We start from the raw sequence: 23325 nt of genomic DNA, 5'->3' as shown, positions 1-23325 counted from the left end.
TTCAGTTAAACCGCCGAACTCACACCAAATTTATCGGTGGATCCAGGTTTAGGTCCCCTTGGAGCAGCTTCTTTTCGGCCTCGAGCTTTCGTACCTGTTCTTCGAGCTTCGGGAGCACGGTGTCTGCTGCCCACGCTTCGCGACCGCCGTGCTTGTTGGTGAAGTTCATGATCTCGTCATGCTTTGCACGTAGTTCTCGGTGGTGACCGTCCAGGTTGGTGTAGTCATTTTGCAACTGCGCTGCATGCCGTTGGGCGGCTTCTAGTTGACTTTCGAGGTCGCGGATTTTGCCACGGTTGAACATTTGGGACTCCTTCTGGTTGGTTGGTTTCCAGAGATAGGTAAACCACATTCTCGTAGGTAGCGATTTCGGCTTCTGCTGTGCAACTTCTGCCATGCAACAGAATTCTGCAACACAAGCCCACCTCGAGTTCCAGTGTCCCACGCAGCTGCTAAAATACCTACTGTAGGCACAACTGAGAGGGCCGCGTCCATGGACACTTCGATCACGAGCCGTGACTTCAACCGCGACGTCTCGGCAGCAAAGCGAGCGGCGGAACACGGCCCGGTCACTATCACCGACCACGGGCGGCCCTCACATGTGTTGATGACGGCAGAAGAGTTCGATCGGCTCTCCGGTCAAAGAGAATCCGTGGGAGACCGGTTGTGGTCACGAAACACCCAGGAAGTTGAGCTGGAGCTCCTCGAGCGTCGAATGGAGCCACCTCGCGAGCTCGACCTGTGAAGTACTTACTCGATACGAACATCCTCAGCGATGCTCGACAGAAACGGTCAACTGCGCTGATGGCCTGGCTGCACGACCAAGCGGTTGGAGACCTCGGCGTTAGCGTCATTACGATACTGGAACTCGAGCGCGGAGTCCGGCGAAAAGAACGTCGTGATTCCGCTGGCGGACGCTCGCTGCGACTATGGCTTGATGAGGATGTTCGACCAATGTTCGGGGACCGGATTCTCCCAGTGGACGAACGGACCGCGATCACGGCCGCAGCGCTGCACATCCCCAACCCGCTACCGGAAATGGATGCACTCATCGCAGCGACCGCGCTCGTGCATGGCCTGACACTAGTCACGCGGAATACGAGAGTTTTCCAACAGATCGATGTTCGCTTGCTTAGTCCTTGGGACTCGTGACGAGGCATTTCGGCCGACTCGGATAAACACCCCAGAGAATGCATGCCCCAACCAGATCCTTACAACCAACATTCGCACCGATGAAGACGCACGGGCACTACCGCGCGTAGCATCACAAGCATGACTGAGCCCAACGGCGATTTGCCGTCTACTCCATCGCCTGCGCAACCAGCCGCCGACAGCATCCCCGAACAGGTCCGCGTCGCAGACACCGACTCAACCTCGGGCTCGACCAGCACCAGCGCCAGCACCCCGCTCCGCTACCGCCCCAAGTCGACGCAGTTCATCACAACAGCTGTCGCTCGCCCGGTCGCGGTCGGATTCTCGCTCACCATCGGCGGGCTGCTCGCGATCCTCCTCGGGCTCGCAATTTCGGACCTCACGTCGATCCTGATTTCGACGGTGCTTGCGCTGTTCATCGCGCTCGGGCTCGACCCCGTGGTGCGCATGATTCAAGGATGGGGAGCCTCGCGCACCTGGGCCATCGTCATCGTCTGCGCCGCCACGGTGGTCGCCTTCCTCGCCATTATCGGCCTGTTGATTCCCATCATTGTCGACCAGTTGACGTCGTTCTTCCGAGGGCTGCCCGCGTTCATCGACGACTTCATGACCTCCACGACCTACGCGTGGCTCACTGAAAACTTTGGCGACGGAATCACTTCGCTGATCGAGCAAGCACAAGATATTGTGCTCAACCCAGCGACGCTCGCAACCATCGGCGGTGGCGTGCTCGAGGTCGGGGCCGGACTCGTCGGAGGTGTGAGTTCAGGCATTATCGTGTTCGTGCTGACGCTCTATTTCACGGCCTCCCTCGAGTCCATGAAGAACGCCTTCTACCGACTCGCACCGGCATGGAACCGTGAACGGGTCGCCGATCTGACCGAACGAATTACCCAGTCGGTGGGCGCGTATCTCAAAGGAATGGTGGTCCTCGCGTTCTTCAACGCGATTATAGTGCTCATCCTCTACTCCGTGCTCGGGTTACCCTTCCCGCCGCTGATGGCCGTTGGCGCGTTCTTCATCACCATCATTCCGCTCATCGGTACGGTCGCGTTCTGGGTGCTCGGCAGTGCCATCGCGCTGTTCGCCGACCCCGTCTCCGCCATCATTTTCGCCGTCGTGTACCTCATCTATATGCAGGTCGAAGCGTATGTGCTGACACCGCGAGTCATGAGTCGCGCCATCTCCGTACCGGGTTCCCTCGTGGTAATTGGCGCGATGGTTGGCGGCACACTCCTCGGCTTCCTCGGTGCGCTCGTCGCAATCCCGGTCACCGCATCCATCCTCCTGATCATCAAGGAAGTCGTCGTTCCTCACCAAGATGCGAAGACCGAGCCGGATCTGCCATAGCGATCAAACCCGCGCATCCGTCACGAGCGTTTAGCGTCGGCCGGACTTCGTTCGAAATAACCAGCCACCCCACGCGACAGCGATGACGAGGACAAGTCCGCACCAGCCCAGCGCCCAACCGAGGTGTTCTCCGAGCGAGGTGCCCATAAGCATCCCTCGAATCGATTCGATTATCGGCGTCACCGGCTGATTCGCGGCAACCCACTGCAACCATTCGGGCATGGTTTCGACGGGCACGAACGCGCTCGACAGGTAGGGCACGAACAGGATGATGAAGCCGTACCCGTTCGCGGCTTCGGGACTCCCGGCCGCGAGACCAATCGCTGCGAAGAGATAGGTGATGGCGAGGATATAGAGGGCGATCAGGCCGATCGCGCCAAGCCATCCCGCTGGGCCGGCTTCGGGTCGAAACCCGAGCAGCAGCGCGACGAGAAACACGATCGCAGTGGCGAGTAAATTCCGCAGCAGACTCGCAATCACGTGCCCGGTCAGTACGGCGTTTGCGCGTAGCGGCATGGTGCGGAACCGGTCGATGATGCCGCGCTTCATATCGTTGGCGACGTACACCGCGGTTGAGGATGCACCAAATCCGGCACAGAGCAGGACAATTCCGGGCACGATGTAGTTGACATAGCCACCTGAAGAGTCGATCGCGTTGCCGAACACGAAGGTGAACAGCAACATCAGCATCACCGGCAACAGAATTGCAAGCAATAGCGACTCACCGTCGCGGAGTGAGTGGCGAAGGCTTCGCCCGGAGAACACAAGTTCGGCGGTCATCGTGCAGTTCCTTGCGGTGAGTGGATGCGGTGGTTGGATTCTGTGGTCGCAGTGAGCGCGAGAAATACGTCATCGAGTGTCGGCTGGCGGACAGACACGGTTCCGCGGAGTCCTTCGCGATCGAGCGCGTCGAGTGCGCGTTTCGTGTCGGTGAGAGTGCCGTCGATCTGCACGTGCCGCAAGCGCTCGCCGCGGTCATTTGTGAGTTCGAGGCTCGTCGCCCCAACCGCGTCTTTGAGTTCCCGCGGTGTGCCTTCCGCGACGATTCGGCCGTGGTTCATGACCGCAATTCGGTCGGCGAGTTGGTCTGCCTCGTCCAAGTACTGGGTCGTCAGGAGCACCGTTGTGCCACTCGCCGCGAGCTGACGGATGACGTGCCACAGGTCTTGACGGCTTCTCGCGTCGAGTCCGGTAGTCGGTTCATCGAGAAATAGGACTTCCGGACGCACCACGAAGCTCAGTGCGAGATCAAGTCTGCGGCGCATCCCACCGGAATAGGTGCCAACCTGACGGCTGGCTGCACCGGTCAACCCAAATTCGGTGAGCAGTTCGGTCGCGCGGGCGCGAGCATCCCGCCCTTTCAATCCTCGCAATCGGGCAAACATGGTGATGTTCTCGAAACCGGTCAAGACGTCATCCACGGCGGCCGATTGCCCGGTTACCCCGATGCGGCGCTTGACCGCATCCGGAGCGCTCGAAACATCGTGACCGAGCACTTCGGCGCGACCGCCGTCGGCCGCCACGAGGGTGGTCAGAATGTTGATGGTCGTTGTCTTTCCCGCGCCATTCGCGCCAAGCAGCGCAAAAATTGATCCGGATGCGACCGCAAAGCTGAGGCCATCGATCACCCGGTTGGTGCGGAATGACTTGCGCAAATCGACGACGGAAATCGCTGGCGCATGCACCGGTTTTTTAGCCATATCTCTCACTTCCTCTCATCACGGAGCCCCCGCATGAGACTGCGTATGCCGTAAACTGTGTACGACACTAACAGACTGTTTACCTCATAAACAGAGGTTTAGGGCATATACGAAGTTAGGATGGGTGGGTGGCTGACTTCGAAGATCCGATCAATGAGGCAATCCCTCGCGATGTCGCGCTCGCGTGGGGCGTTGCGGCAAGCCCGCAGCGCGGTCCCAAGCGAGAAATGAGCGTCGAGCGCATTGTTGATGCGGCGATCGAACTCGCGGATGCGGAAGGGCTCGGCGCAGTCTCGATGGCAGCGGTGGCAGCGAAACTCGGTTTCACACCAATGTCGCTCTACCGATATGTCACGGCCAAAGACGACCTCATTCTGCTCATGCAGGAAACTGCAACCGGGATTCCCCCGGAATCAACGCGCGAACAAGACGGCTGGCGCGACACCCTCCGCGCACTTTCCGATGCGCAAGTCCGCACCTATATCGCACATCCGTGGATTGTCGACGTGCCAATCACCGGATCCACGGTCACACCGAATTCCGCATCCTGGCTCGACGCGTGCCTCGCGGCGCTCGAACACACCCCGCTCAACGATGAAGAGCGCGTGGCCGTCGCCCTGGCCATCACCGGTCACTCACGGTGGGTCGGCATTGTCTTGGCCGGATACGCGTATCAATCCCGTACAACGGGACGATCGGATGAAGAAATCACGAGAATCGAAGCCGGCTATTTCGACGAGCTCATTTCCTCGGAGGAGTTCCCTTCACTTCGTCGCGCGATCGATGCCGGCGTATTTCTCGCGGAAGGCGACCCGTTCAGCTTCACGCTCGAGCGCATCCTGGACGGTGTAGCTGACTACATTGCGAACCTCGATTCCGGCGCCGAACGCCTCACGCAACCGACCTATCCGGAGCCCGAACTGCCTGAAGTGACCTCAGACAAGCGCTACCGAGACGCGAAAAAGTCGGTGCGGGACCTCGAAAAGGACCTTCGCGATGCGCGCAAGCGCGAGCGTCAAGCGCTCCATGAGGCGCGGGAACGTGCCAAGAAAACTGCAGAGAAAAAGGGCTAATTCGATGACTAAACGCGACATCCCAAGCTCCTACACTGAACGCATGACCGATCCGAGCAACGGTGCAACCTCCCAGCAGGTCGAATCCGAACCAGCGGCAGATCTGCCGAATATCCCACTTCTCGAGGAGTCGGCGCAATACGCTGCGCAAGACGTCAAACCGTCCTGGCGCGGCTGGATTCACGCTGGCACATTCCCGGTCACGATCGCGGCGGGCATCGTGCTGCTCGTACTTGCCGACGGGCCTGCGGCAACGTGGTCCTCAGCGGTGTTTATGCTCACTTCGATGCTGCTATTCGGTATCTCGGCGCTGTACCACCGCTTCAATTGGCGGCCGAAAGTGAAACAGCTTTTCCGCCGTCTCGATCACGCGAATATCTTCTTGCTGATCGCGGGCACCTATACGCCCCTCGCGGTGCTCGCGCTGCCGCAAGAAAAAGGGATGCTTTTGCTCACGTTGGTATGGGCGGGCGCGGCTCTCGGGATCGGCTTCCGAATATTCTGGGTGACTGCGCCGCGCTGGCTCTATGTGCCGCTGTACTTGCTACTGGGTTGGGCGGCGGTGATGTACATCGTGGACCTCGTCAATGCGAATGTCGCGATGATGGTACTCGTCGTTGTCGGCGGCCTTCTGTACTCAGCCGGTGCCGTGGTTTACGGGATGAAGCGTCCGAATCCAGTTCCCGGTGTGTTCGGTTTCCACGAAATCTTCCACACGGCGACAGTGTTGGCGTTCTTGTGCCATTGGACGGCGATCCTACTCGTTGCGATTAATCCGCCGTTTGGGTAATGCGGGGTGTGCTGCTGGCGAACTGACGGTTGCGGCTCCACTCGCGGCTGTACGCCGCCGTCCGTGTTCCGTGCCCGGGCAGCTATTTGCTCTAGCAGCTATTTGCTCTGACGCCGCACCATTTCATTGATCCAGATCGGCGCAAACGGTGAAGTGCAGTTCGGTGGCGTCGGGTAGTCCTTGAGTACTTCGAGCCGCTCACCAATGTCGAGCGCGCGAGCCCGATAGTCGGGATGCGCAATGCCAATCTGCGCGAGATTCTCGTTCATAGCCCACTGCAGCCGATCCGGAGCATCCTTCATTTCGGCTTCGATCGTGTCGAGCAACCCCGCCAGGTCGATGCCCTCGGGTTGCTTCGTGACGCGCGCGCTCGTGAGCGCCCACCCCGCACTCGCAACGACGGGGTCGGTGTCCGCGAACCAGGTCTCACGAAGTGGCTCGACATGCTTGCTCTTTTTCACGACGTAGTTCACCAGCCAGTCATGCACTTTTGGGATGCGTGCCTCGCGCAGCATCGCATCGAGCTCTTCGTAGTCAAAGGCTTTCGGCCTGCAGATCAGTATTGCGACGAGTCTGGCGGCAGTGTTCTTCGTTGCCCAGAGTTCGACAGCGAGCTCGTGCTGCGTCTTGAGCCGTTTCGCGAGCGCGCGGATTTCCGCAAGCTTCACTCCGTGATCGTCGCCGTGCTTCTCATTGACTGCGCGAGTCTTCGGGTCTTCGAGTGCCGCGAGTTCGGTCAGCACTTCGTCAACGCTGAGTTCTTCGCCAGTTGTCTTGGTTGCCATCGCGGTCTCCTGCCGTGCTTGCGGACTCCCCATTTTACGGCTGGCGGCATGGTTTTCCCCCGCTTTGCCCGGTCTTCCCAGTCCGTTCTTTCGGTGCGTTCATCCAGCGCGTTCACCCAGGCCCTTGACCCAGCGCGTTCACCCGGACCCTTGATCGTGCGCGTTCATCCAGCGCGTCCTTCCAGTCCCTTGATCGCGCAATACCACCCGAAACGTGGGGTACCACTTTCCTGAAAGTGGTCAACGGTGTTTCGGGTGGTATTCCGGTTGGGAACTGCGAGCCGGACAGAGCCTGCGGGTGGGCGGACGCGGCACGGCACGCCACTGCACGCCACGCCACGCCACTTGCACGCCACGCCACTGCACGGCACGCCAGCGCGACTACTCCCCGAGGAGTCGGCCAAGCACGGTGACGACGCCGTCCTCCTCGTTGGAGGGTGCGCGGTAGCGCGCTTCGGCGAGAATCTTCGGATGAGCGTTCGCCATTGCGAACGACCAGTCAGCTTTGGCGAGCATCTCGAAGTCATTGAGGTAGTCGCCGAACACAGCGGTGTGCGCAGGCGACACGCCAAGCGCCTCCTGCAGCGCCACCACGCCGCGGCCCTTGTCGACGCCGCGGCTCATAATGTCGATCCAGTGCTCCCCCGACACCACTACCTGCTGCGATTCGGCGAAGCCACCAAACACCTCGGTCGCGGTACGTTCCGCACCGTTGAAGTCGAAGACCGCGAGCTTCAGGATGCCGTCGGTCACCGCGCGCAGGTCATCGACCACCGATAAGCGCGCATAGTATTTGTCCGCCTCATCGAGAAAAGCCCGATCCGAGCGCTCCACATAGGCCTGCGCAACCCCGCACAGCACCAACCCGAGGTCGTAACGCTGCGCGTGTGCGCGAACGGTGTCGATAATCGCGTGAGCGACTTCGCGCGCCACCGTGGTCGTAGACACCACCTCGTTGTGGTGCACGACGAGATTTCCGTTCTCGGCGATGCAGGATCGCGCAAGATCGCCCGGAAACAGCTTTTCGAGCGTGGCCCGCTGGCGACCACTTGCCGGGACGAACGCGATATCACGTGCGTGCATCCGGTCCAGCAGTGGCCAGAACGTGTCCGGGACGCTGCCGTCGTTGCGCAGCAGCGTCCCATCCATGTCACAAATCACGAGTCGAATGTCTTGCGGTTCAGACGGTAACGATGTCCATGCCTCAGCCAAATGGATCCTGCTCCCCTACGCTTCGATGGCAAGTCAGCGCCACAGCTGAACCCTATTCCACCCCGTTGAACACGCTCGCAGCAGTATCGTGCGCAACCCGAAGCGCCTCATCCAAGGAGCGTTCGCGATGCTCGCTCGAGAGAATCTCCACGCCCCAAGGACCGTCCCAGCCAATCGCGCGCATGGTTCGAATAAACCCCGGAACATCCTGATCGCCTTCACCAATGAGCGTGCGGCGATCGCGAGTGTCTTCGAAGAGCGTGCCTTCAGCCGCCTCACGCGCGTCACTCAGTTCCACGCCAAAAACGATATCGGCAGTGAGCGATTGCTCGAGTTCCGCGAGCGAGGTGCCCGCGCGAAACACGTGCCAGAAGTCAACGACAAGACCGGCCGCTTCGTGGTCCACCGAACGGATGAACTCCGCGCCGAACGGCATCGTCGCGAAACGACCGAACGGTAGCGGCTCGAGCGCAACGCGAGTGCCCGCATCCTGCGCCTCAACGGCGAGCTGCCGGAATGGCTCAACGTACGGTTCGAAGTCCGTGAGCGGTTCGGCAAAGTCGGTTCCGGCTTTGATGAAGGATGCGCCGAGCGCCTCGGCTGCTTCGAGCAAGAGTTCCCAGTTCTCGAACCATCGCGACGGCCCGCCCTGGTATTCCCGAGGCTTCCACCAGCCCGAGGCGAGCTCGACCTCCACGTGGCTGAGTCCCGCATCCTCGATCGTCTCGCGAAGTGCTGCGAACCCGATCGTCTCGCGCACTTGCCGGAGGTCGTCTTGCCCGAAACCGAGGCCCGACCAACCGTGCTCGGCAGCCGCGCGCACGCGCGATACCGCCGAGAACGGGCTGAGTTCGGATGCTGCCGCGGGCATTGCCGCGCCCGCGCTGGTCCAGCAGGTCGCGACGAGCGAAGGAGTGATAGTCATCGAGGCGGCCCTATGCGTTCAGATCGACCGCGACGGATACACCCTCGGCCGCCGACTGCACCGCCGCATTGGCAAGCAGCAGCGCCGCGCGACCATCATCGAAACCGGGGCTCGCGGGCACTCCCTCGCGAATCGACGCGATGAACGCGGCGAGCTCGAGCTGGTATGCGGCGGCGTAGCGCTCGAGGAAGAAGTTCTGGTACGGGGCTTGCGCCTCGACCTGTTCCTCGGTGTAGAGCCGAACCGTGGTCGGGCCCACGTTCGTTGCCTGCAGCATCCCGAGCGATCCGAATGCCTCGAGCCGCTGGTCATACCCGTAGGAGCTGTGGCGCGAATTCGTGATCGTCACGAACTCGCCACCGGCACCGCGAAGCGTCACAATGGCGGAGTCATAGTCACCCACGGCCGCAATTTCCTCGCTGAACTGGTTCGCGCCACGTGCCGTCACTTCCACAATCTCCGGCACGAAGAACCGCGCCATGTCGAAGTCGTGGATGGTCATGTCGCGGAAGATGCCACCGGAGACCTTCACGTACTCAATCGGCGGCTCGGCCGGGTCACGGCTAATAATCGTCAGCTGCTCGAGCTTGCCAATCTGACCGGCCTGGACTCGACGGTGCAGTTCCGCGAAGTGCGGGTCGAAGCGGCGATTGAAGCCAAGCGCGATCGGCGTCGAGGATGCGCTGGCCTTTTCGCGAAGCGCGTCAACGCGCGCGATGTCGAGATCGATCGGTTTCTCGCACAGTGCGGGCACTCCGGCATCGATGGCTGCCGAAATGAGGTCGACGTGGGTCGGTGTTGGGGATGCGATCACAATCGCGTCGACGTCGCCCGAGTTGATGAGTTCGAGCGCATCGGCGGTGACGTTCGGTGCGCCGTACTGTGCGGCGACCTTTTGCGCGCCCTCGATGAACGGGTCGGCGACCCACTGCAGCGTGGTTTCGTTCAGTGCCGCGATACTTGCGGCGTGCACCTGGCCGATACGGCCGGTACCGATGAGTCCGATCTTAAACGGAGTGGTCATTTCGCGTCCTTTGCGAATAAAAATGGATGAATTGGCGAACGATAGCTAGTCGAGGTCGACCGGTTGCCCGGTGCGGAGCGACTCATCAGCGGCAAGCGCCAGACGAATTGCGCCCAGCCCCGCGCGCGGCGGCGTGAGGTTTTCACCCTTGCCGTTGATCACGTCGATAAACGCTTTCGCTTCCGCGCGGAAAGCGCGCTCGAAGCGGTCCATGGACTGGTCGTAGGGATCGGCTGGTGCCGAAACGCCCGGTTCGGTCGAGACCATTGGGGTGCGCGGCTCGAACCCGGCGGCGAAGGAGTTCTCGGAGCCGAACACCTCGAGACGCATGTCCTGCCCCGCATCGTTTCGGCGCATCCCGCTCACGGTCGCAACCGCACCGGATTCAAAGACGAGTGCGGCAACCGCGGAATCGACATCGCCGTGTTCGGCGTGCACCTCGTGGTCGAGCACCGAGCCGGTGGCCCAAACGCGCTTGACCTTCTGGCCGGTGACCCAAGGAATCGCGTCGAAATCGTGAATCACCATGTCGAGCCACATCCCGCCCGAAGTCGGGATGTAGTCAGCGGACAGCGGCAACCGGTCGTGAGCCGTTGCGGTGACGGCGCGCAGCGTGCCGAGATCGCCATCAGCGATACGCCGACGCAGTTCTTGATGTCCGGGGTCGTAACGACGGTGGAATGCCACCATCACCTCGGTGCCGGTGGCCTCGAGGTCATCGGCGAGCTGCTCGAGCTCGTCAAGGTCGAGTGCAAGCGGTTTCTCGACGAGCGTTGGGACACCCGCTCGAGCCGCCTTGAGGGTCAGTTCGGGGTGGGTCGCCGTCGAGGTCGCGATGACGATGCCGTCCACCGACTCAAGCGCGTCGTCGAAGCCGCCACCGATGGTCAAAGTGGCCGCAGACCCGCCTGGCGCGAGGTCGCCTGCGAGTTCGGCAGGTGCACCCGGTGCCAGTGCCGTCTCAAGCTCTGCCTTCGCAGCCGTGATCTTCTCAGGGTTCCGGCCGAGCAGCACGACTTCGTCCACGCCTTCGGTCTGGGCGAGGTTTCGAGCATGCATGAGGCCGATACGGCCGAGTCCGATAATGCCAATCCGCATTGCCTAGCTCCCCTGCTCGAGTTCGCGAAGTACCGACCGCAAGAATTCCACGCTCGCGCGCGCATCCTCAATCGGGCCCTCACCTTCGGCAGGATCGGTGCGAACCACCTTGTCCTGCTCGAGCACGAACCAGCCGTCAAAACCGGCGGCGACGAGGCTCGCGATGATCGCGCGCACATCGACATCGCCCTGACCGAGTGGACGATAGAGGCTGTCGACCTCGATCGCGTCGTAGTAGGTGACCTCACCGTTCTTGACCCGAAGCATCCCCTCGGTCGAGACATCCTTGAGGTGCGTGTGCGCGATGCGAGCGGCATGCTTTTCGGCGAACTCGACCGGGTCTACCCCGCCGATCATGAGGTGTCCGGTGTCGAAGCAGAAGAGCGCCGTTGAGCCATCGATTACTCGCTGCACTTCTTCCGCGGTTTCGACAACGGTGCCCACGTGCGGGTGGAGCGCTGCGGTCACCCCGCGGGATTCGGCGAGTTCGCGAATCGCGTCGAGGTTCGCGAACAGCGTCGACCACTGCTCGTCGGTCAGCGGTTCGCGCGCCACGTCGTAACCGTCCTGGCCGGTCACTGCGGCAACAATTAGCACGCCGGCGCCAGCGGCGTCGTAGTCGTCAAGTTCGCGGGCGATGCGCGGCAGCGGGTCGACATCGGCGTCGTGCAACACCACGGGGACGAAGCTGCCGATCGCTTTCAAGTCAAACTTCGCGAGCTCTGCAGCCTTGTCGGCGGGCGCTTCGGGCAAGAACCCTTCGGGGCCGAGTTCGGTTGCTTCGAAGCCGAGTTCGCGCATTTCGCGGAGCACACGCTCGGGCGCGAGCTGGACACCCCAGCCGGGGACTTCGCTGACGCCCCAGCTAATGGGCGCGGTGGCAATTTTTGGTGCAGCCATGTGAATTAGGCCTCCTTACGAACGTTGCTGGTGTTACCGGGGACGACGGGGGTGTCGACCCACTGGCCGGATTTCGCGGACTCTTCGGCCGCGGTGAGGACCTGTGCCGAGGCGAGGGCGTCGTGGATGTTCGAGCTCACCTCGGTCTCGCCGGTCACCGAGCGCAAGAATTTGCTCGCTTCGATGATCTTGAGGTCGTCGTAGCCCATCGAGGTACCGGTCGAAGGCTGGAAGCGCGCGAATTCGGGGAAGGTCGGGTTCGCGAAGAGTCGCGTGTAGTTCGCGGCACCGTTTTCGTCGCGGAAGGCCACTTCGAGTTCGTTGAGGCGCTCAAAGTTCCAGCGGAGCGAGCCTTCGGTACCGAAGATTTCGATCGAGTACTCAGCTTGCGGTCCGAGGGCGATCCAGGATGCTTCGAGGCTACCGAGAGCGCCGGCTGCGAGTGCCGAGTCGTCGAAGCGCACGAGCATGTTTGCGTAGTCCTCGTTTTCGACCGGGAGGAGCTTACCTTCCTCGGGGCTGCCCTTCATCGCAGGACGTTCGGTGATGTAGGTCCCGGTGGATGCGGTGATCGCGCCAATGGGGCCGAGCATGTATTGCGTGAGGTCTACGAGGTGCCCCATGAGGTCACCGAGTACGCCAGAGCCCGCGTATTCACGGATGAAGCGCCATGCGAGGGGGAAGGACGGGTCGGAGTTAAAGCCGCCGAAGAAGCGTCCGCGGATGTTGGTGATTCGGCCGAGTTTGCCGTCGTTGATGAGCTCGCGCGCGTACTGAATCGCCGGTGGCTGGCGGTAGTTAAAGCCGATTGCCGAGGCCACACCCGCTTCAACGACGGCCTCGCGGATTGCCGCGGTTTCGTGAGCGCCACGACCGACCGGCTTCTCGATCCAGATGTGCTTGCCAGCCTTCGCTGCGGCGATGCCGAGCTCGGCGTGCAGGAAGTTCGGGGCACAGATCGAGACGACCTCGACGTCGGGATTGGCGAGCACCTCGCGGTAGTCGGCAACTGCCGATTCAAATCCGAGCACGTTGACGGCGTAGTCCTGCGCCTGCGGTGCGGTGTCGGCGGCGACGACCAACCGAGGCGAAATGCCGAGTTCGGGGTAGAAGGTTGGCAGATTGCGATAGGCGCGGCTGTGGAGCTTACCCATCCAGCCAACGCTGATGAGGCCAACACCGATGGTGCGCTTTTCGACGGGAAGGCTCGAGGAATCCTCCGAGCGCGGCGTCGAGAGGGATGCGGTCATGTCGACCTCCTATTTTGGGGCGGGTATGCCAGTTGTTGTCGAGCTGACGCGCGGGAAGTGTAGTTCGATCCACCGACACGCGACGCTGCGCCATTTGTTAACACTTATCCATCTCTGGACCGGTCCAATCTATGCCGGAATCAAAGCCCATGTCAAGCGGCAGTAGGCGTGATTTTGGTGTGTATTTGCAGGGAGCAACGGAGCATGAACGCTCGCTTCGATCAGGCCCCGCTGCTGGAAGATCGCACAACCAAGCTCGGCTCGATCAAGGTTTCCATTTGCGAAACTCCGCCGCCGTCCTCGATCTCAATAATGCGCCGGGCCGCCATCACGCCAATTTCTGCGTTGTGCGGATCGACGCTCGTAAGCGAAACCTGTCGCACTTGCGACACATATGAGTTGTCATAGCCAGTCACTGCAACCGCCGAATCAATCCCCGAATCAGCAATCGCCGCCATCACCCCGACGGCAGCAAGGTCATTGACTGCGATGATTGCTGTCGGCCGATGCCCCGCAGTCAACAGGCGCCAGGCCGCGTCGTAGCCAGCCTGCTCGGTGTAGTCGGATGCCTCGACGCGATTGAACTGCTCGAGACCGTGCCTGCGCATCGCTTCGAGATAGCCCTCGAGTCGACTCTCCGCGACGAGCCCGCCCCGACCACCCACGTGCGCAATGTGCCGATGCCCCCGCTCAACGAGGTGATCAACCGTGAGACCCACCCCAACGATGTCATCCGTGCGCACCGTTGCATCCACCCGCATACCCCCGGGGATCGAACTCGCGAGCACGATCGGCACATTGGGCGCGTATTTCGGCAGGTCCTCCAACTCGGGCGCCGAACCGACGGCAAGGATGCTCCGCGGTCGGAGATCTCCGAGCACTTGTAGCGCGCGCAGGTCCGGCCGCAAATCACCCTGCTCGTCAGCCACGGCCGCAGACGTGAGCAGCACTCCCTTACCGCTCCGAGAGAGCTCCTTGCGGGCCGCATCCACGATCGCAATGAAGACCGAATTGTGCAGGTCGGCAAGGAGTATGCCGGTGAAATCTCCCGCCTCTGCGGCGAGCGACCGGGCAGTCATATTTGGTCGATAGCCAAGCGCCTCCGCCGCATCCTCCACCCGTCGACGACGATCGTCACTCACACTGCCACCCGAGAACACCAGCGATACGAGCGATTTCGAGACTCCGGCGGCCGCGGCGACATCGCGGATCGTCGGCCGTTTCGATGGGGGCACATTGGCGGCGCTGCCAACAGGAAGGTCGTCATGACTCATTTATCTATTATGCAGGTCAGCTCGCGAATCCAGACTGGACCGGTCCAAAAATTTTCCCCAAACGGTTGAATCCAATTTTGTCCTGACGTATTGTGTCTCGGGCATGATGTCCGCTGGGTAACGAAGCCCCTCCGGACACATCGGATGAAGGAGTCAACGAATGACAACCGCACAACCGGCAAATCTGCGGGAATCAAAACTGCCACCGCTCAAGCCTGGGCCACACCGTAAACGACTCGGGCTTATCTCGGTCATCGCAAGCTTTGGTGGTTTGCTCTTCGGCTATGACACCGGAGTCGCGAATGGCGCCGAACGTCCGATGCAGCTTGAGCTCGGGCTCACCGACATCGGCCTCGGTGTGGTGATCTCCTCGCTCGTGTTCGCCGCGGCGGTTGGCGCGCTCTTCGGCGGAAAAGTCTCGGATGCGATCGGTCGCCGCAAGACCATCATCCTGCTGTCGATCATGTTCTTCCTCGGCACTGTCATGGTCGTTACGGCACCGGGCTTTACTCTTCTTGTCGCCGGGCGAATCATGCTCGGGCTCGCGGTCGGTGGCGCATCCACCGTCGTCCCCGTCTACCTCGCCGAACTCGCGCCCCTCGAGATCCGCGGATCAATTACCGGCCGTAATGAGCTCGCAATCGTGAGCGGTCAGCTCGCCGCTTTCGTGATGAACGCCATCATCGGAAACGTGTGGGGCCACATCGACGGCGTCTGGCGCATCATGTTCGCGCTGTGCGCGATCCCCGCCATCTTCCTGTTCGTCGGCATGCTGCGGATGCCCGAATCACCTCGCTGGTACGTCGAAAAGGGGCGCAATGACAAGGCCCTCGAGGTCCTCAAGACCGTTCGCTCGGAAGACCGCGCGATCGCCGAACTTGCAGACATCGAGCGCATCGCGAGCGAAGAACAAAAGGAAGTAAAGGTCGGGCTTGGCGCGATCTTCGCCAATAAATGGCTGCTTCGAATCGTGCTTGTCGGTATGGGTGTCGCGATGGCACAGCAGCTCACGGGTATTAACTCGATCATGTACTACGGTCAGCGCATCCTGATCGACGCCGGCTTCGCCGAGAACGCCGCACTCATTGCGAATATCGCACCGGGTGTCGTAGCCGTGATCGGTGGCCTCATCGCGTTGCGCAATATGGACCGCCTCGATCGCCGCACGACCTTCGCGATCGGTCTTACCCTGACCACGACTTTCCACGTACTTATCGGTATCGCCTCGATCGTCCTCCCTGAAGGCATGGAAGCGCGTCCGTGGATCCTGCTCGTGCTGATCGTCGGCTTCGTCTTCTCGATGCAGACCTTCTTGAATGTGGCGGTATGGGTCTGGCTCGCGGAGATCTTCCCGCTGCACATGCGCGGACTCGGCATCGGTATCTCGGTGTTCTTCGGCTGGACGGTGAACGGATTCCTCGCGCTGTACGTCCCGACGCTCATTGAAGCCACCGGCATCACCGGTACCTTCTTCATGTTCGCCGGTGTCGGCGTTCTCGCCCTGATCTTTGTGATCACGCAGGTCCCCGAGACTCGCGGACGCTCGCTCGAGGCCTTGGAACAGGACGTCACCACGGGTGCCGTCTACACCTTCCCTTCCAAGAAGGGTAGAAAGTAGTCATTCGCGCTCACACCAGAGTGTGAGGTCGCGCGGGAGGGTGTCGCAATAGGCAATGCTGTTGCGACACCCTCACTCTCTTTTCCCCAGAGTCTCCGCACACGCATCCAACCGAGAAACAACCTCCTGGCTGACCGCGAGAGAATTGCCCAATTTCTGCGCGTATTCGATAGCCGCCCTCGGTGCGGCGCGGCAATCACCTACAAACACGGGTTAGAGTGAATTCATTCTGTGCAAACTGGTGATGTAGTGATAAGCCTCGCCGAGCGGAATTGAGTTCCATCCGGACTCGCATCCAAAGAACGCACCAACGGAGGCGCATTCGCCTCCCGACATAAAAGGACTCGGATAATGGCCATCGACCCCCAGCTCGCCGGTACCTGGACCATCGACCCTGCCCACTCGCGCGTCGGTTTCTCAACTCGTCACGCGATGGTCACTCGCGTTCGCGGTGCGTTCAACAATATTTCCGGCCAAGCTGTCATTGACGCCGAAGCATTCGACCGCTCAACAGTCCACGTGTCAATCGACGCCGCAAGCATTGACACTCGACAGGCCGATCGTGATGCGCACCTGCGCAGCGCCGACTTCCTCAATGTGGAAGAGTTCCCGGAGATCACCTTTACTTCGAATTCCATCGACGAGATCGCGGACAATAGCTTCATCGTCGCGGGCGAACTCACGATCCGCGGAATCGTTCGCCCCGTATCGGTACCCCTCGAACTCATTGGTGTAGACACCGACCCATCCGGCGCGCTACGTGCGGGACTCGAGGGAACCCGTCGCATCGACCGCCGCGACTGGGGCGTGTCCTGGAACACTCCCCTCGACTCCGGTGGCGTACTCGTGAGCGACAAAATCACGCTCGAGTTCGAACTCGCGCTCACCAAGGACCAGTAGCCGCAAGCACGCAATCCGACCGCGCGCCATCACCGCAATGGCGAAGGTGCATCGCGCGCGGGATTGCGCATTGCAGAATTCTCTCTCCCTCGCCCACGTACACTAAAACCCAACGTGGCCGTGATTTGGGAGGTACCAGTTGACCCAGGAGCAATCGCCTGAGGGCCTTGGTGCCAAGACCGGACACATCCCCGTGTTTTCGGAGTACCTTCCGGGCTCCCCTGCCGCTCGCTCAGATAGATTGCCGGAGCACTTCACGAATGAACCGAAAGTGCGCGACGAAGGGGACACCTGGGCAATCGGTCCCGAGGGCACCCGCATGTGGGGCAAATTCGGTGCTGCTGGACTCCTCACCCTTGACCGCGAACGCGGCGTACTCATGCAGCATCGTGCGCTGTGGAGCCACTACGGCGGTACCTGGGGAATCCCCGGCGGCGCACTCAACCGCGATGAATTAGCGCTGGATGCGGCGATACGGGAAGCACACGAAGAAGCGCACGTCCCCCCGGATGCGCTCGCTCCCCTCTTTTCGCGCGTAGTCGATCTCGAATTCTGGTCCTACACCACCCTCGTTGTGGAAACCACACGCATGTTTGAGGCCGAGATCACCGACGATGAATCGGCCGGGCTGGCGTGGGTCGTGCCGAAAGAACTGCGACGGCTCAAGCTCCACCCCGGCTTCGCGCAAGCTTGGCCCGCGATCGAACCGATGCTCGGGTATCGACCGCTGATTATCGTAGACGTCGCCAATCTCGTGGGGACAACCCCGGATGGCTGGTGGAAAGATCCGGCAGCTGCCACAGAGCGCCTCATCCAGTCGCTCCAACCGCTTTGCGAGGACGGCGTTCCCGCCTCCCTCTTCGAGATGGATGCGCATGTGAGTTGGCCCGCGGTCACCTGCATCCTCGAAGGCAAGCAGCGGGATGCGCTGATCGGGCTCGGCGGTTTGGCGCGGCATCTCGAAGCCATCCCAGCGGAAGCCTCTGGTGACGACGCAATTGTTGACCTCGTTCGCGAAACGCGAGCGGCTCATCCTGCTATGCCAGTGCTCGTCGCCACGAGCGATCAGGCATTACAGCGTCGCGTACAAGATTACGGAGCGACCACAATCGGCGCGCGCGCCTTTCTTGAGTTGCTGGACTGAGTATTCTGGCGCAACAACTTCGGGATGCTCAGCGCGGTTTTCGTATTCACTTCAGCATTGGGTCGTAGAGTCGAACTACGCTCGAGTCGCCTCACGGTCGAGTTCACGTCACTATCGGGGGAAGAATGTTTCGCAATACCAGTCAGGTCGCAGCGGAAGCCTTCGCCGCAGCTTTCGGGAAATCTCCCGAAGGAGTCTGGTCGGTACCCGGTCGGGTAAGCCTCATGGGCGATCACACTGATCGCGAAGATGGCCTGTCGTTTGGATACGCGCACCCGGCACGATCTGCGGCGGCGGTATCGCGCCGGGAGGATCACACGATTCGAGTCGTGACCGATCTCACGGAGGAACAGGTCGAGACGACGCTGGCGGAGCTTCAGCCGCCAGCCGAACACAGCTGGAAAGACTACCCGCTCGGCACGGTTTGGGCCGCGATTGGGCATATCCAGTCGAATCCGGGTAATGGGGAGGAACCTGCACCCACCCCAACCGGCCTCGATATTTTCTTGACCACGGATTTGCCGATCGGTGGCGGGCTCGCTTCGAGCGCATCCATTTGCGGCACCGTGTCAATGGCGATTAATGAACTGTGGGGCCTGGGGCTCAGCAATGAGGAACTCGCCGCCTTCGGTTATCACGTCGAGAATCACTATGTTGGTGCTTCGACCGGCATGTCAGATCACGTCACCGTACTGTGCGGTGAAGAGGGCAAGAATGTCTTCTACGACGCGCGGGGCTCGGATCTATCGCTCATCGATGCCGCAAACCTCGTCGAAGAAAGCCTCGTGCAGATGCTGGTCGAAACCGGCGAGATGCACCGGAACTGGGAAGACGTCATCACCGAGCGACACAACGCCTGTGATCGCGTGGCCAAAGCGCTCGGCTATCAGTTCCTGCGCGAGGCGCCCACCGAAGAATTTGCGGCAGCCACTCACCTCGATGAGACCGATCGACGCCGGGCAAACTATGTCGTCACGGAGATTCAACGCGTGCTCGATCTCGTTCGCATCGTTCGCACCGAGGGTGCCGGAGCGACCGGTCACCTGTTCAACGAGTCGCAGCGCTCCCTGCGCGAAGACTACGAGGCGACCACCCAGCGCGTTGACCTTACGACCGAGCTTGCGCTCGCCAGTGGTGCGATTGGTTCGCGGATGACGGGGTCGGGTTTTGGCGGCTCGGTGCACGTGCTCATTCCCCAAGAGCACGTGCAGCAATTTAGCGACACGATCGCGGCTGCCTACGCCGAATACGGCTGGGATGCGCCTCGGGTTTACACCGTCACGTCCTCGCCTGGCGCCCGTCGCGACGCATAAATATCGCGTAGAAGCACCGCCACGTTGCTTCTACGCAGCCTGACTTGGCTCAGTCAGAGGGAATTCAAATCCGCCGAGTAGCTTGGAAACGCAAGCAATCGACGAAGGAGATTTCCATGCGCGCTGCCCGCTATTACGGTAAAGAAGACGTCCGAATCGACGAGGTTGATGAGCCCCAGGTCCGCCCCGGTACGGTAAAGATTGCGCCGGCCTATAACGGAATTTGCGGTAGCGACCTGCACCTCTACCACGAGGGACCGATTACTCCCGCACCCACCGAGACGGATGCGCATCCAATTTCGGGCGAGACCCTGCCGGTCGTGTTCGGTCACGAGTTTTCTGGCGTCGTGGAAGAGATTGGCGAAGGCGTCGAGGGCTACGAGGTGGGCGATCACGTCGTGGTCGAGCCGCTCATGGTGGACGGCACCTGCCCCGCCTGCCAGATCGGCAAGTACAACCTCTGCGAAAAGATGGGGTTCATTGGCATCTCCGGCCTCGGCGGCGGGCTCGCCGAGCACATCGTGGTCGAGCAGCGCTGGGTGCACCAGGTCGGCGACATGCCGCTCGACCAGGCAGCGCTCATTGAGCCACTCTCCGTGGCGGTGCACGCCGTCCGTCACGCTGGCATTGGTCCGGATGCGGCGGGTCAGGTCGCGGTTGTCGGTGGCGCGGGACCAATCGGGCTCTTGACCGCCGCCGTGTTGCGCGCATACGGACTCAAGACCATTGTGAGCGAGGTCTCAGAGGTTCGACGCAATAAAGCCAAGGAGTCCGGTGTCGCTGACATCACCGTTGACCCGACCACACAAGACCTCAAAGAGGTCGTGCGGGAGGAGACCAACGGAGCCATGGCTCGCGTCGCCTTCGATGCGGCAGGCGTTGCCGTTGTGCTCGACCAGCTCTTTGATTCACTCGGTGCCGGCGGTCGACTTGAAGTCGTGGCGATCCACACAAAGCCCTATGAGCTCAACATCACCGGCCGCCTCACGATGCAGGACCGCGAGATTAGTTCCTCGATCGGCTACGCAAATGACCACCCCGAGTCGGTGCGCCTCGTTCGCGAGGGACTGGTCAACCTTGAACCGTTCATCACGAGCCGCATCAAGGTCGACGACATCGTCGAGCAGGGCTACCAGAAGCTCCTCGACGACCGCAGCGAGGTCAAGATTCTCGTGTCGATGAAGTAGCGCGCTGGTGCGGTGGCGTCTCGTCCCCGCCGCTTCGTCACCGCTTCGTCACCGAGATTTGGCGCGTAAGCATTGCAGGTAGCGCTCATCATGGGTCGTACTTCAACCATGATGGGCGCTAGCGCCCATGTTTACGACGCGGCTCGCACACACCACCACTTCGTCATCGACACGTCGCCACGAATTGACGCGCAAGCATTGCAGGTAGCGCTCATCATGGGTCGTACTTCAACCATGATGAGCGCTGCGACCCATGACAACGACGCGGCTTGTCACGCACCGAGGCACGGCAGTGGCTGCAGCGCCGCACGCCGCACGACCGACTAGATGCCCGCGGCGCGCTCCGCGGTCTCCACGACATTTGCGAGCAACAGCGCGCGAGTCATTGGGCCGACTCCGCCGGGGTTCGGTGACATGCTTCCCGCGACGTCCCAAGCAGCGGGGTCAACGTCGCCGCGGACCTTCGACTTACCGGTCTCCGGGTCCTCGATCCGCGAAACACCGACATCGAGCACGGCGACGCCGGGCTTGAGCCACTCGGCCTTCACGAGACCGGCGGAACCTGCCGCCGCAATGACGACATCCGCGGTGCGCACGACCTCGCCGAGGTTCTGCGTACCGGTGTGGGTGAGCGTGACCGTCGCGTTGTACTCACGACGGGTGAGCAGCGGACCGATCGAACGGCCAACCGTCACACCACGGCCCACGACCACAACGTGCTTGCCTTCGAGCGAAAAACCGTTTCGTTCGAGCAGCTCGATGCATCCGCGCGGGGTGCACGGCAGCGGCGAGGTGATCGGCTTGTTGACGTTGAGCACGAGTCGACCGAGGTTGGTCGGGTGCAGTCCGTCCGCATCCTTGTCGGGATCGATCCGCTCGATCACCGCATCCTGGTCAAGGTGCTTCGGCAGCGGCAACTGCACGATGTAGCCAGTGCATGCGGGATCTTCGTTGAGCCGGTCGATCGCGGCGTTGACTTCTTCCTGTGTCGCGGTCTCGGGCAGATCCACGCGGATCGACTCGATGCCGACCTCGGCGCAGTCGCGGTGCTTGCCCGCAACGTAGAGTTCGGATGCCGGGTCGTTACCCACGAGCACGGTAGCGAGACCGGGCACAATCCCACGATCGCGCAATACCGCCACGCGCTCGCGCAGCTCAGCCTTGATTTCAGCCGCTGCTTTCTTGCCGTCGAGCTTCAGGGCCTGCTTGTCTGCAGTGTCGCTCATGCGTACACCAGCCCGGCGTAGAGCGGGAAGTTTTCGGCGAGTGCGGCGGTCCGTGCGCGCAAGGATGCGATGTCCGGGTTCGGCTTGAGCGTCTCAGCGATCACGTCAGCCACTTCGCGGAACTCTGCCGCGCCGAAGCCACGGGTGGCGAGTGCGGGGGTGCCAACGCGCAGGCCTGAGGTGACCATCGGCGGGCGAGGGTCGTCGGGTACCGAGTTGCGGTTGACGGTGATGCCGACCTCGTGCAGGAGGTCTTCGGCCTGCTTCCCGTCGATTGGTGCGTCGCGGAGGTCCACGAGTACGAGGTGCACGTCAGTGCCACCGGTGGTGAGCGCAACTCCGGCATCCCGGACATCCTGCTGTGAGAGACGCTCTGCGAGAATCTGCGCGCCCTCCTTGGTGCGTGCCTGGCGGTCCTTGAACTCATCCGTCATGGCGAGCTTGAACGCCACGGCCTTACCGGCAATCACGTGCATGAGCGGCCCGCCCTGCTGGCCTGGGAACACCGCGGAGTTAATCTTCTTCGCGATATCGGCCTCGTTGGTGAGGATGAAGCCCGATCGGGGCCCACCGATGGTCTTGTGCACGGTGGAGGACACGACGTGTGCGTGCGGAACCGGGTTGGGGTGCAGCCCGGCAGCCACGAGACCCGCGAAGTGCGCCATGTCCACCCAAAGGGTGGCACCCACCTCGTCCGCAATTTCGCGGAAGAGCGGGAAGTCGAGTTCGCGCGGGTAGGCCGACCAGCCGGCGATGATCACCTTCGGCTTGTGCTCGTGCGCGAGGCGACGCACTTCATCCATGTTGATGCGACCGGTGCCGTAATCCACGCCGTACGCGGCCACGTTGTAGAGGCGGCCCGAGAAGTTAATTTTCATGCCGTGTGTGAGGTGGCCACCGTGGTCGAGAGAGAGGCCGAGAATGGTGTCGCCAGGAGTTGCGATCGCGTGCAGCACTGCAGCGTTCGCGGTTGCGCCCGAGTGGGGCTGAACATTCGCGAATGCGGCGCCGAAGAGTTCCTTCGCGCGCTCGATCGCGAGATTTTCGGCGACGTCCACGACCTCGCAGCCACCGTAGTAGCGGCGCCCCGGATAGCCCTCGGCGTACTTGTTTGTGAGGACGCTGCCCACGGCTTCCAGCACGGCACGCGGAACGAAGTTCTCGCTCGCGATCATCTCGAGGGTGTTGCGCTGGCGCGTGAGTTCATCGCCAAGCACCGCGGAGATTTCCGGATCAATCTGCGAGAGGGGTAGGTTTTGGTAGTCGGACACTTGAGACTCCTTATTCGGATTCCAGTTCATTGGACCGGATGGTCATGAGTGTCGGCGAGCCCAGGCGTGCGGCTCGTGCTCCGTGTGCCGCTCCCCGATGGTGACCCACCTGACGCCAGTTGCGACTCGATCA

The 23325-nt window shown here is 61.6% G+C and carries 23 protein-coding genes and 1 riboswitch; of the genes, 10 read left to right on the top strand and 13 right to left on the bottom strand.

All coding sequences use genetic code 11. From position 1 onward, the window contains the following. Positions 1–19: 19 nt before the first annotated feature. Positions 20–397 carry a hypothetical protein gene (locus tag ACTHXA_RS12230; RefSeq protein WP_441672755.1) on the bottom strand — a complete coding sequence of 126 codons (378 nt, stop codon included), beginning with the start codon at positions 395–397 and terminating at the stop codon, positions 20–22. A gap of 96 nt (positions 398–493) precedes the next feature. Between ACTHXA_RS12230 and ACTHXA_RS12225 the strand changes: the two genes are divergently transcribed. From ACTHXA_RS12225 to ACTHXA_RS12215, 3 genes are all read left to right on the top strand, one after another. Then, positions 494–745 carry a type II toxin-antitoxin system prevent-host-death family antitoxin gene (locus ACTHXA_RS12225; RefSeq protein ID WP_441672753.1) on the top strand — a complete coding sequence of 84 codons (252 nt, stop codon included), beginning with the start codon at positions 494–496 and terminating at the stop codon, positions 743–745. Further along, entirely contained in the window at positions 742–1152 is a 411-nt protein-coding gene (locus ACTHXA_RS12220) for a type II toxin-antitoxin system VapC family toxin (protein ID WP_441672751.1), read from the top strand. The genes ACTHXA_RS12225 and ACTHXA_RS12220 overlap by 4 nt, the downstream gene beginning before the upstream one ends. Before the next feature lie 120 nt (positions 1153–1272). Beyond that, positions 1273–2502 (top strand): AI-2E family transporter, encoded by a 1230-nt coding sequence (locus ACTHXA_RS12215; RefSeq protein ID WP_441672749.1) that lies wholly within the window; start codon positions 1273–1275, stop codon positions 2500–2502. A gap of 30 nt (positions 2503–2532) precedes the next feature. Here the strand turns inward: ACTHXA_RS12215 and ACTHXA_RS12210 are convergent, their stop codons facing one another. Together ACTHXA_RS12210 and ACTHXA_RS12205 are read right to left on the bottom strand one after the other, a co-directional pair. Beyond that, positions 2533–3282: an ABC transporter permease gene (locus ACTHXA_RS12210; protein WP_441672747.1), complete on the bottom strand. Its 750-nt coding sequence runs from the start codon at positions 3280–3282 to the stop codon at positions 2533–2535. Further along, complete coding sequence (locus tag ACTHXA_RS12205) at positions 3279–4202, bottom strand: ATP-binding cassette domain-containing protein (protein WP_441672745.1); 924 nt, start codon at positions 4200–4202, stop codon at positions 3279–3281. The genes ACTHXA_RS12210 and ACTHXA_RS12205 overlap by 4 nt, the downstream gene beginning before the upstream one ends. A gap of 128 nt (positions 4203–4330) precedes the next feature. On the opposite strand from ACTHXA_RS12205, the gene ACTHXA_RS12200 reads away from it, so the two are divergent. Together ACTHXA_RS12200 and trhA are read left to right on the top strand one after the other, a co-directional pair. Next, positions 4331–5275 carry a TetR/AcrR family transcriptional regulator gene (locus tag ACTHXA_RS12200; protein ID WP_441672743.1) on the top strand — a complete coding sequence of 315 codons (945 nt, stop codon included), beginning with the start codon at positions 4331–4333 and terminating at the stop codon, positions 5273–5275. A 43-nt stretch (positions 5276–5318) separates the two neighbouring features. Then, positions 5319–6065, top strand: a complete 747-nt coding sequence (gene trhA, locus ACTHXA_RS12195; protein ID WP_441672741.1) for a PAQR family membrane homeostasis protein TrhA — start codon at positions 5319–5321, stop codon at positions 6063–6065. Positions 6066–6163: 98 nt separating this feature from the next. Here trhA and ACTHXA_RS12190 read toward each other — a convergent pair whose 3' ends face one another. The 8 genes from ACTHXA_RS12190 to ACTHXA_RS12155 all read right to left on the bottom strand — a co-directional run bounded on the left by ACTHXA_RS12190 (position 6164) and on the right by ACTHXA_RS12155 (position 14533). Next, the gene (locus ACTHXA_RS12190) at positions 6164–6850 is read right to left on the bottom strand and encodes a DNA alkylation repair protein (RefSeq protein WP_441672739.1); all 687 of its coding nucleotides are present in this window, start codon (positions 6848–6850) and stop codon (positions 6164–6166) included. Positions 6851–7231: 381 nt separating this feature from the next. Next, on the bottom strand, positions 7232–8062 hold the full coding sequence (locus ACTHXA_RS12185; RefSeq protein WP_441672737.1) for an HAD family hydrolase: 831 nt from the start codon (positions 8060–8062) through the stop codon (positions 7232–7234). 52 nt (positions 8063–8114) lie between these two features. Further along, positions 8115–8987, bottom strand: a complete 873-nt coding sequence (locus ACTHXA_RS12180) for a sugar phosphate isomerase/epimerase family protein (RefSeq protein WP_441672735.1) — start codon at positions 8985–8987, stop codon at positions 8115–8117. Positions 8988–8997: 10 nt separating this feature from the next. Further along, the gene (iolG, locus tag ACTHXA_RS12175) at positions 8998–10011 is read right to left on the bottom strand and encodes an inositol 2-dehydrogenase (RefSeq protein WP_441672733.1); all 1014 of its coding nucleotides are present in this window, start codon (positions 10009–10011) and stop codon (positions 8998–9000) included. Positions 10012–10056: 45 nt separating this feature from the next. Next, complete coding sequence (locus ACTHXA_RS12170; protein WP_441672731.1) at positions 10057–11109, bottom strand: Gfo/Idh/MocA family protein; 1053 nt, start codon at positions 11107–11109, stop codon at positions 10057–10059. Positions 11110–11112: 3 nt separating this feature from the next. Beyond that, the gene (locus tag ACTHXA_RS12165) at positions 11113–12009 is read right to left on the bottom strand and encodes a sugar phosphate isomerase/epimerase family protein (RefSeq protein WP_441672729.1); all 897 of its coding nucleotides are present in this window, start codon (positions 12007–12009) and stop codon (positions 11113–11115) included. Between the two features lie 5 nt (positions 12010–12014). Next, positions 12015–13259 carry a Gfo/Idh/MocA family protein gene (locus ACTHXA_RS12160; RefSeq protein ID WP_441672727.1) on the bottom strand — a complete coding sequence of 415 codons (1245 nt, stop codon included), beginning with the start codon at positions 13257–13259 and terminating at the stop codon, positions 12015–12017. Between the two features lie 221 nt (positions 13260–13480). After that, positions 13481–14533, bottom strand: a complete 1053-nt coding sequence (locus ACTHXA_RS12155) for a LacI family DNA-binding transcriptional regulator (RefSeq protein ID WP_441672725.1) — start codon at positions 14531–14533, stop codon at positions 13481–13483. A 160-nt stretch (positions 14534–14693) separates the two neighbouring features. On the opposite strand from ACTHXA_RS12155, the gene ACTHXA_RS12150 reads away from it, so the two are divergent. The 5 genes from ACTHXA_RS12150 (at position 14694) to ACTHXA_RS12130 (ending at position 20695) form a co-directional block, all read left to right on the top strand. Next, positions 14694–16151, top strand: a complete 1458-nt coding sequence (locus ACTHXA_RS12150; RefSeq protein WP_441672723.1) for a sugar porter family MFS transporter — start codon at positions 14694–14696, stop codon at positions 16149–16151. Positions 16152–16502: 351 nt separating this feature from the next. After that, positions 16503–17051, top strand: coding sequence for a YceI family protein (locus tag ACTHXA_RS12145; protein WP_441672721.1), 549 nt, complete (start codon positions 16503–16505; stop codon positions 17049–17051). Between the two features lie 139 nt (positions 17052–17190). Continuing rightward, positions 17191–18195 carry an NUDIX domain-containing protein gene (locus ACTHXA_RS12140; protein WP_441672719.1) on the top strand — a complete coding sequence of 335 codons (1005 nt, stop codon included), beginning with the start codon at positions 17191–17193 and terminating at the stop codon, positions 18193–18195. Positions 18196–18320: 125 nt separating this feature from the next. Beyond that, positions 18321–19508 (top strand): galactokinase, encoded by a 1188-nt coding sequence (locus ACTHXA_RS12135; RefSeq protein ID WP_441672717.1) that lies wholly within the window; start codon positions 18321–18323, stop codon positions 19506–19508. A gap of 116 nt (positions 19509–19624) precedes the next feature. Further along, entirely contained in the window at positions 19625–20695 is a 1071-nt protein-coding gene (locus ACTHXA_RS12130) for a 2,3-butanediol dehydrogenase (RefSeq protein ID WP_441672715.1), read from the top strand. 323 nt (positions 20696–21018) lie between these two features. Here the strand turns inward: ACTHXA_RS12130 and ACTHXA_RS12125 are convergent, their stop codons facing one another. Both ACTHXA_RS12125 and glyA read right to left on the bottom strand, forming a co-directional pair. Beyond that, positions 21019–21921, bottom strand: a complete 903-nt coding sequence (locus ACTHXA_RS12125) for a bifunctional methylenetetrahydrofolate dehydrogenase/methenyltetrahydrofolate cyclohydrolase (protein WP_441672713.1) — start codon at positions 21919–21921, stop codon at positions 21019–21021. Further along, complete coding sequence (gene glyA / locus ACTHXA_RS12120; protein ID WP_441672711.1) at positions 21918–23222, bottom strand: serine hydroxymethyltransferase; 1305 nt, start codon at positions 23220–23222, stop codon at positions 21918–21920. The genes ACTHXA_RS12125 and glyA overlap by 4 nt, the downstream gene beginning before the upstream one ends. Before the next feature lie 21 nt (positions 23223–23243). Then, a riboswitch (ZMP/ZTP riboswitch) is annotated at positions 23244–23325 on the bottom strand.

The sequence above is a fragment of the Gulosibacter sp. genome, assembly GCF_052090685.1.
Taxonomy (GTDB): Bacteria; Actinomycetota; Actinomycetes; order Actinomycetales; family Microbacteriaceae; genus Gulosibacter.
The sequence above is the reverse complement of the archived record's forward strand: the minus strand, read 5'-3'. Positions and strand labels throughout refer to the sequence as shown.

Bases quoted from the DNA above. Each gene is read 5' to 3' on its own strand.
- ACTHXA_RS12145 (WP_441672721.1), top strand. From the start codon at position 16,503: ATGGCCATCGACCCCCAGCTCGCCGGTACCTGGACCATCGACCCTGCC.
- ACTHXA_RS12225 (WP_441672753.1), top strand. From the start codon at position 494: ATGGACACTTCGATCACGAGCCGTGACTTCAACCGCGACGTCTCGGCA.
- ACTHXA_RS12205 (WP_441672745.1), bottom strand. From the start codon at position 4,202: ATGGCTAAAAAACCGGTGCATGCGCCAGCGATTTCCGTCGTCGATTTG.
- ACTHXA_RS12215 (WP_441672749.1), top strand. From the start codon at position 1,273: ATGACTGAGCCCAACGGCGATTTGCCGTCTACTCCATCGCCTGCGCAA.
- ACTHXA_RS12125 (WP_441672713.1), bottom strand. From the start codon at position 21,921: ATGAGCGACACTGCAGACAAGCAGGCCCTGAAGCTCGACGGCAAGAAA.
- ACTHXA_RS12165 (WP_441672729.1), bottom strand. From the start codon at position 12,009: ATGGCTGCACCAAAAATTGCCACCGCGCCCATTAGCTGGGGCGTCAGC.
- ACTHXA_RS12150 (WP_441672723.1), top strand. From the start codon at position 14,694: ATGACAACCGCACAACCGGCAAATCTGCGGGAATCAAAACTGCCACCG.
- ACTHXA_RS12190 (WP_441672739.1), bottom strand. From the start codon at position 6,850: ATGGCAACCAAGACAACTGGCGAAGAACTCAGCGTTGACGAAGTGCTG.
- ACTHXA_RS12170 (WP_441672731.1), bottom strand. From the start codon at position 11,109: ATGCGGATTGGCATTATCGGACTCGGCCGTATCGGCCTCATGCATGCT.
- ACTHXA_RS12230 (WP_441672755.1), bottom strand. From the start codon at position 397: ATGGCAGAAGTTGCACAGCAGAAGCCGAAATCGCTACCTACGAGAATG.
- iolG (WP_441672733.1), bottom strand. From the start codon at position 10,011: ATGACCACTCCGTTTAAGATCGGACTCATCGGTACCGGCCGTATCGGC.
- ACTHXA_RS12135 (WP_441672717.1), top strand. From the start codon at position 18,321: ATGTTTCGCAATACCAGTCAGGTCGCAGCGGAAGCCTTCGCCGCAGCT.
- ACTHXA_RS12210 (WP_441672747.1), bottom strand. From the start codon at position 3,282: ATGACCGCCGAACTTGTGTTCTCCGGGCGAAGCCTTCGCCACTCACTC.
- trhA (WP_441672741.1), top strand. From the start codon at position 5,319: ATGACCGATCCGAGCAACGGTGCAACCTCCCAGCAGGTCGAATCCGAA.
- ACTHXA_RS12130 (WP_441672715.1), top strand. From the start codon at position 19,625: ATGCGCGCTGCCCGCTATTACGGTAAAGAAGACGTCCGAATCGACGAG.
- ACTHXA_RS12155 (WP_441672725.1), bottom strand. From the start codon at position 14,533: ATGAGTCATGACGACCTTCCTGTTGGCAGCGCCGCCAATGTGCCCCCA.
- ACTHXA_RS12160 (WP_441672727.1), bottom strand. From the start codon at position 13,259: ATGACCGCATCCCTCTCGACGCCGCGCTCGGAGGATTCCTCGAGCCTT.
- glyA (WP_441672711.1), bottom strand. From the start codon at position 23,222: ATGAACTGGAATCCGAATAAGGAGTCTCAAGTGTCCGACTACCAAAAC.
- ACTHXA_RS12180 (WP_441672735.1), bottom strand. From the start codon at position 8,987: ATGACTATCACTCCTTCGCTCGTCGCGACCTGCTGGACCAGCGCGGGC.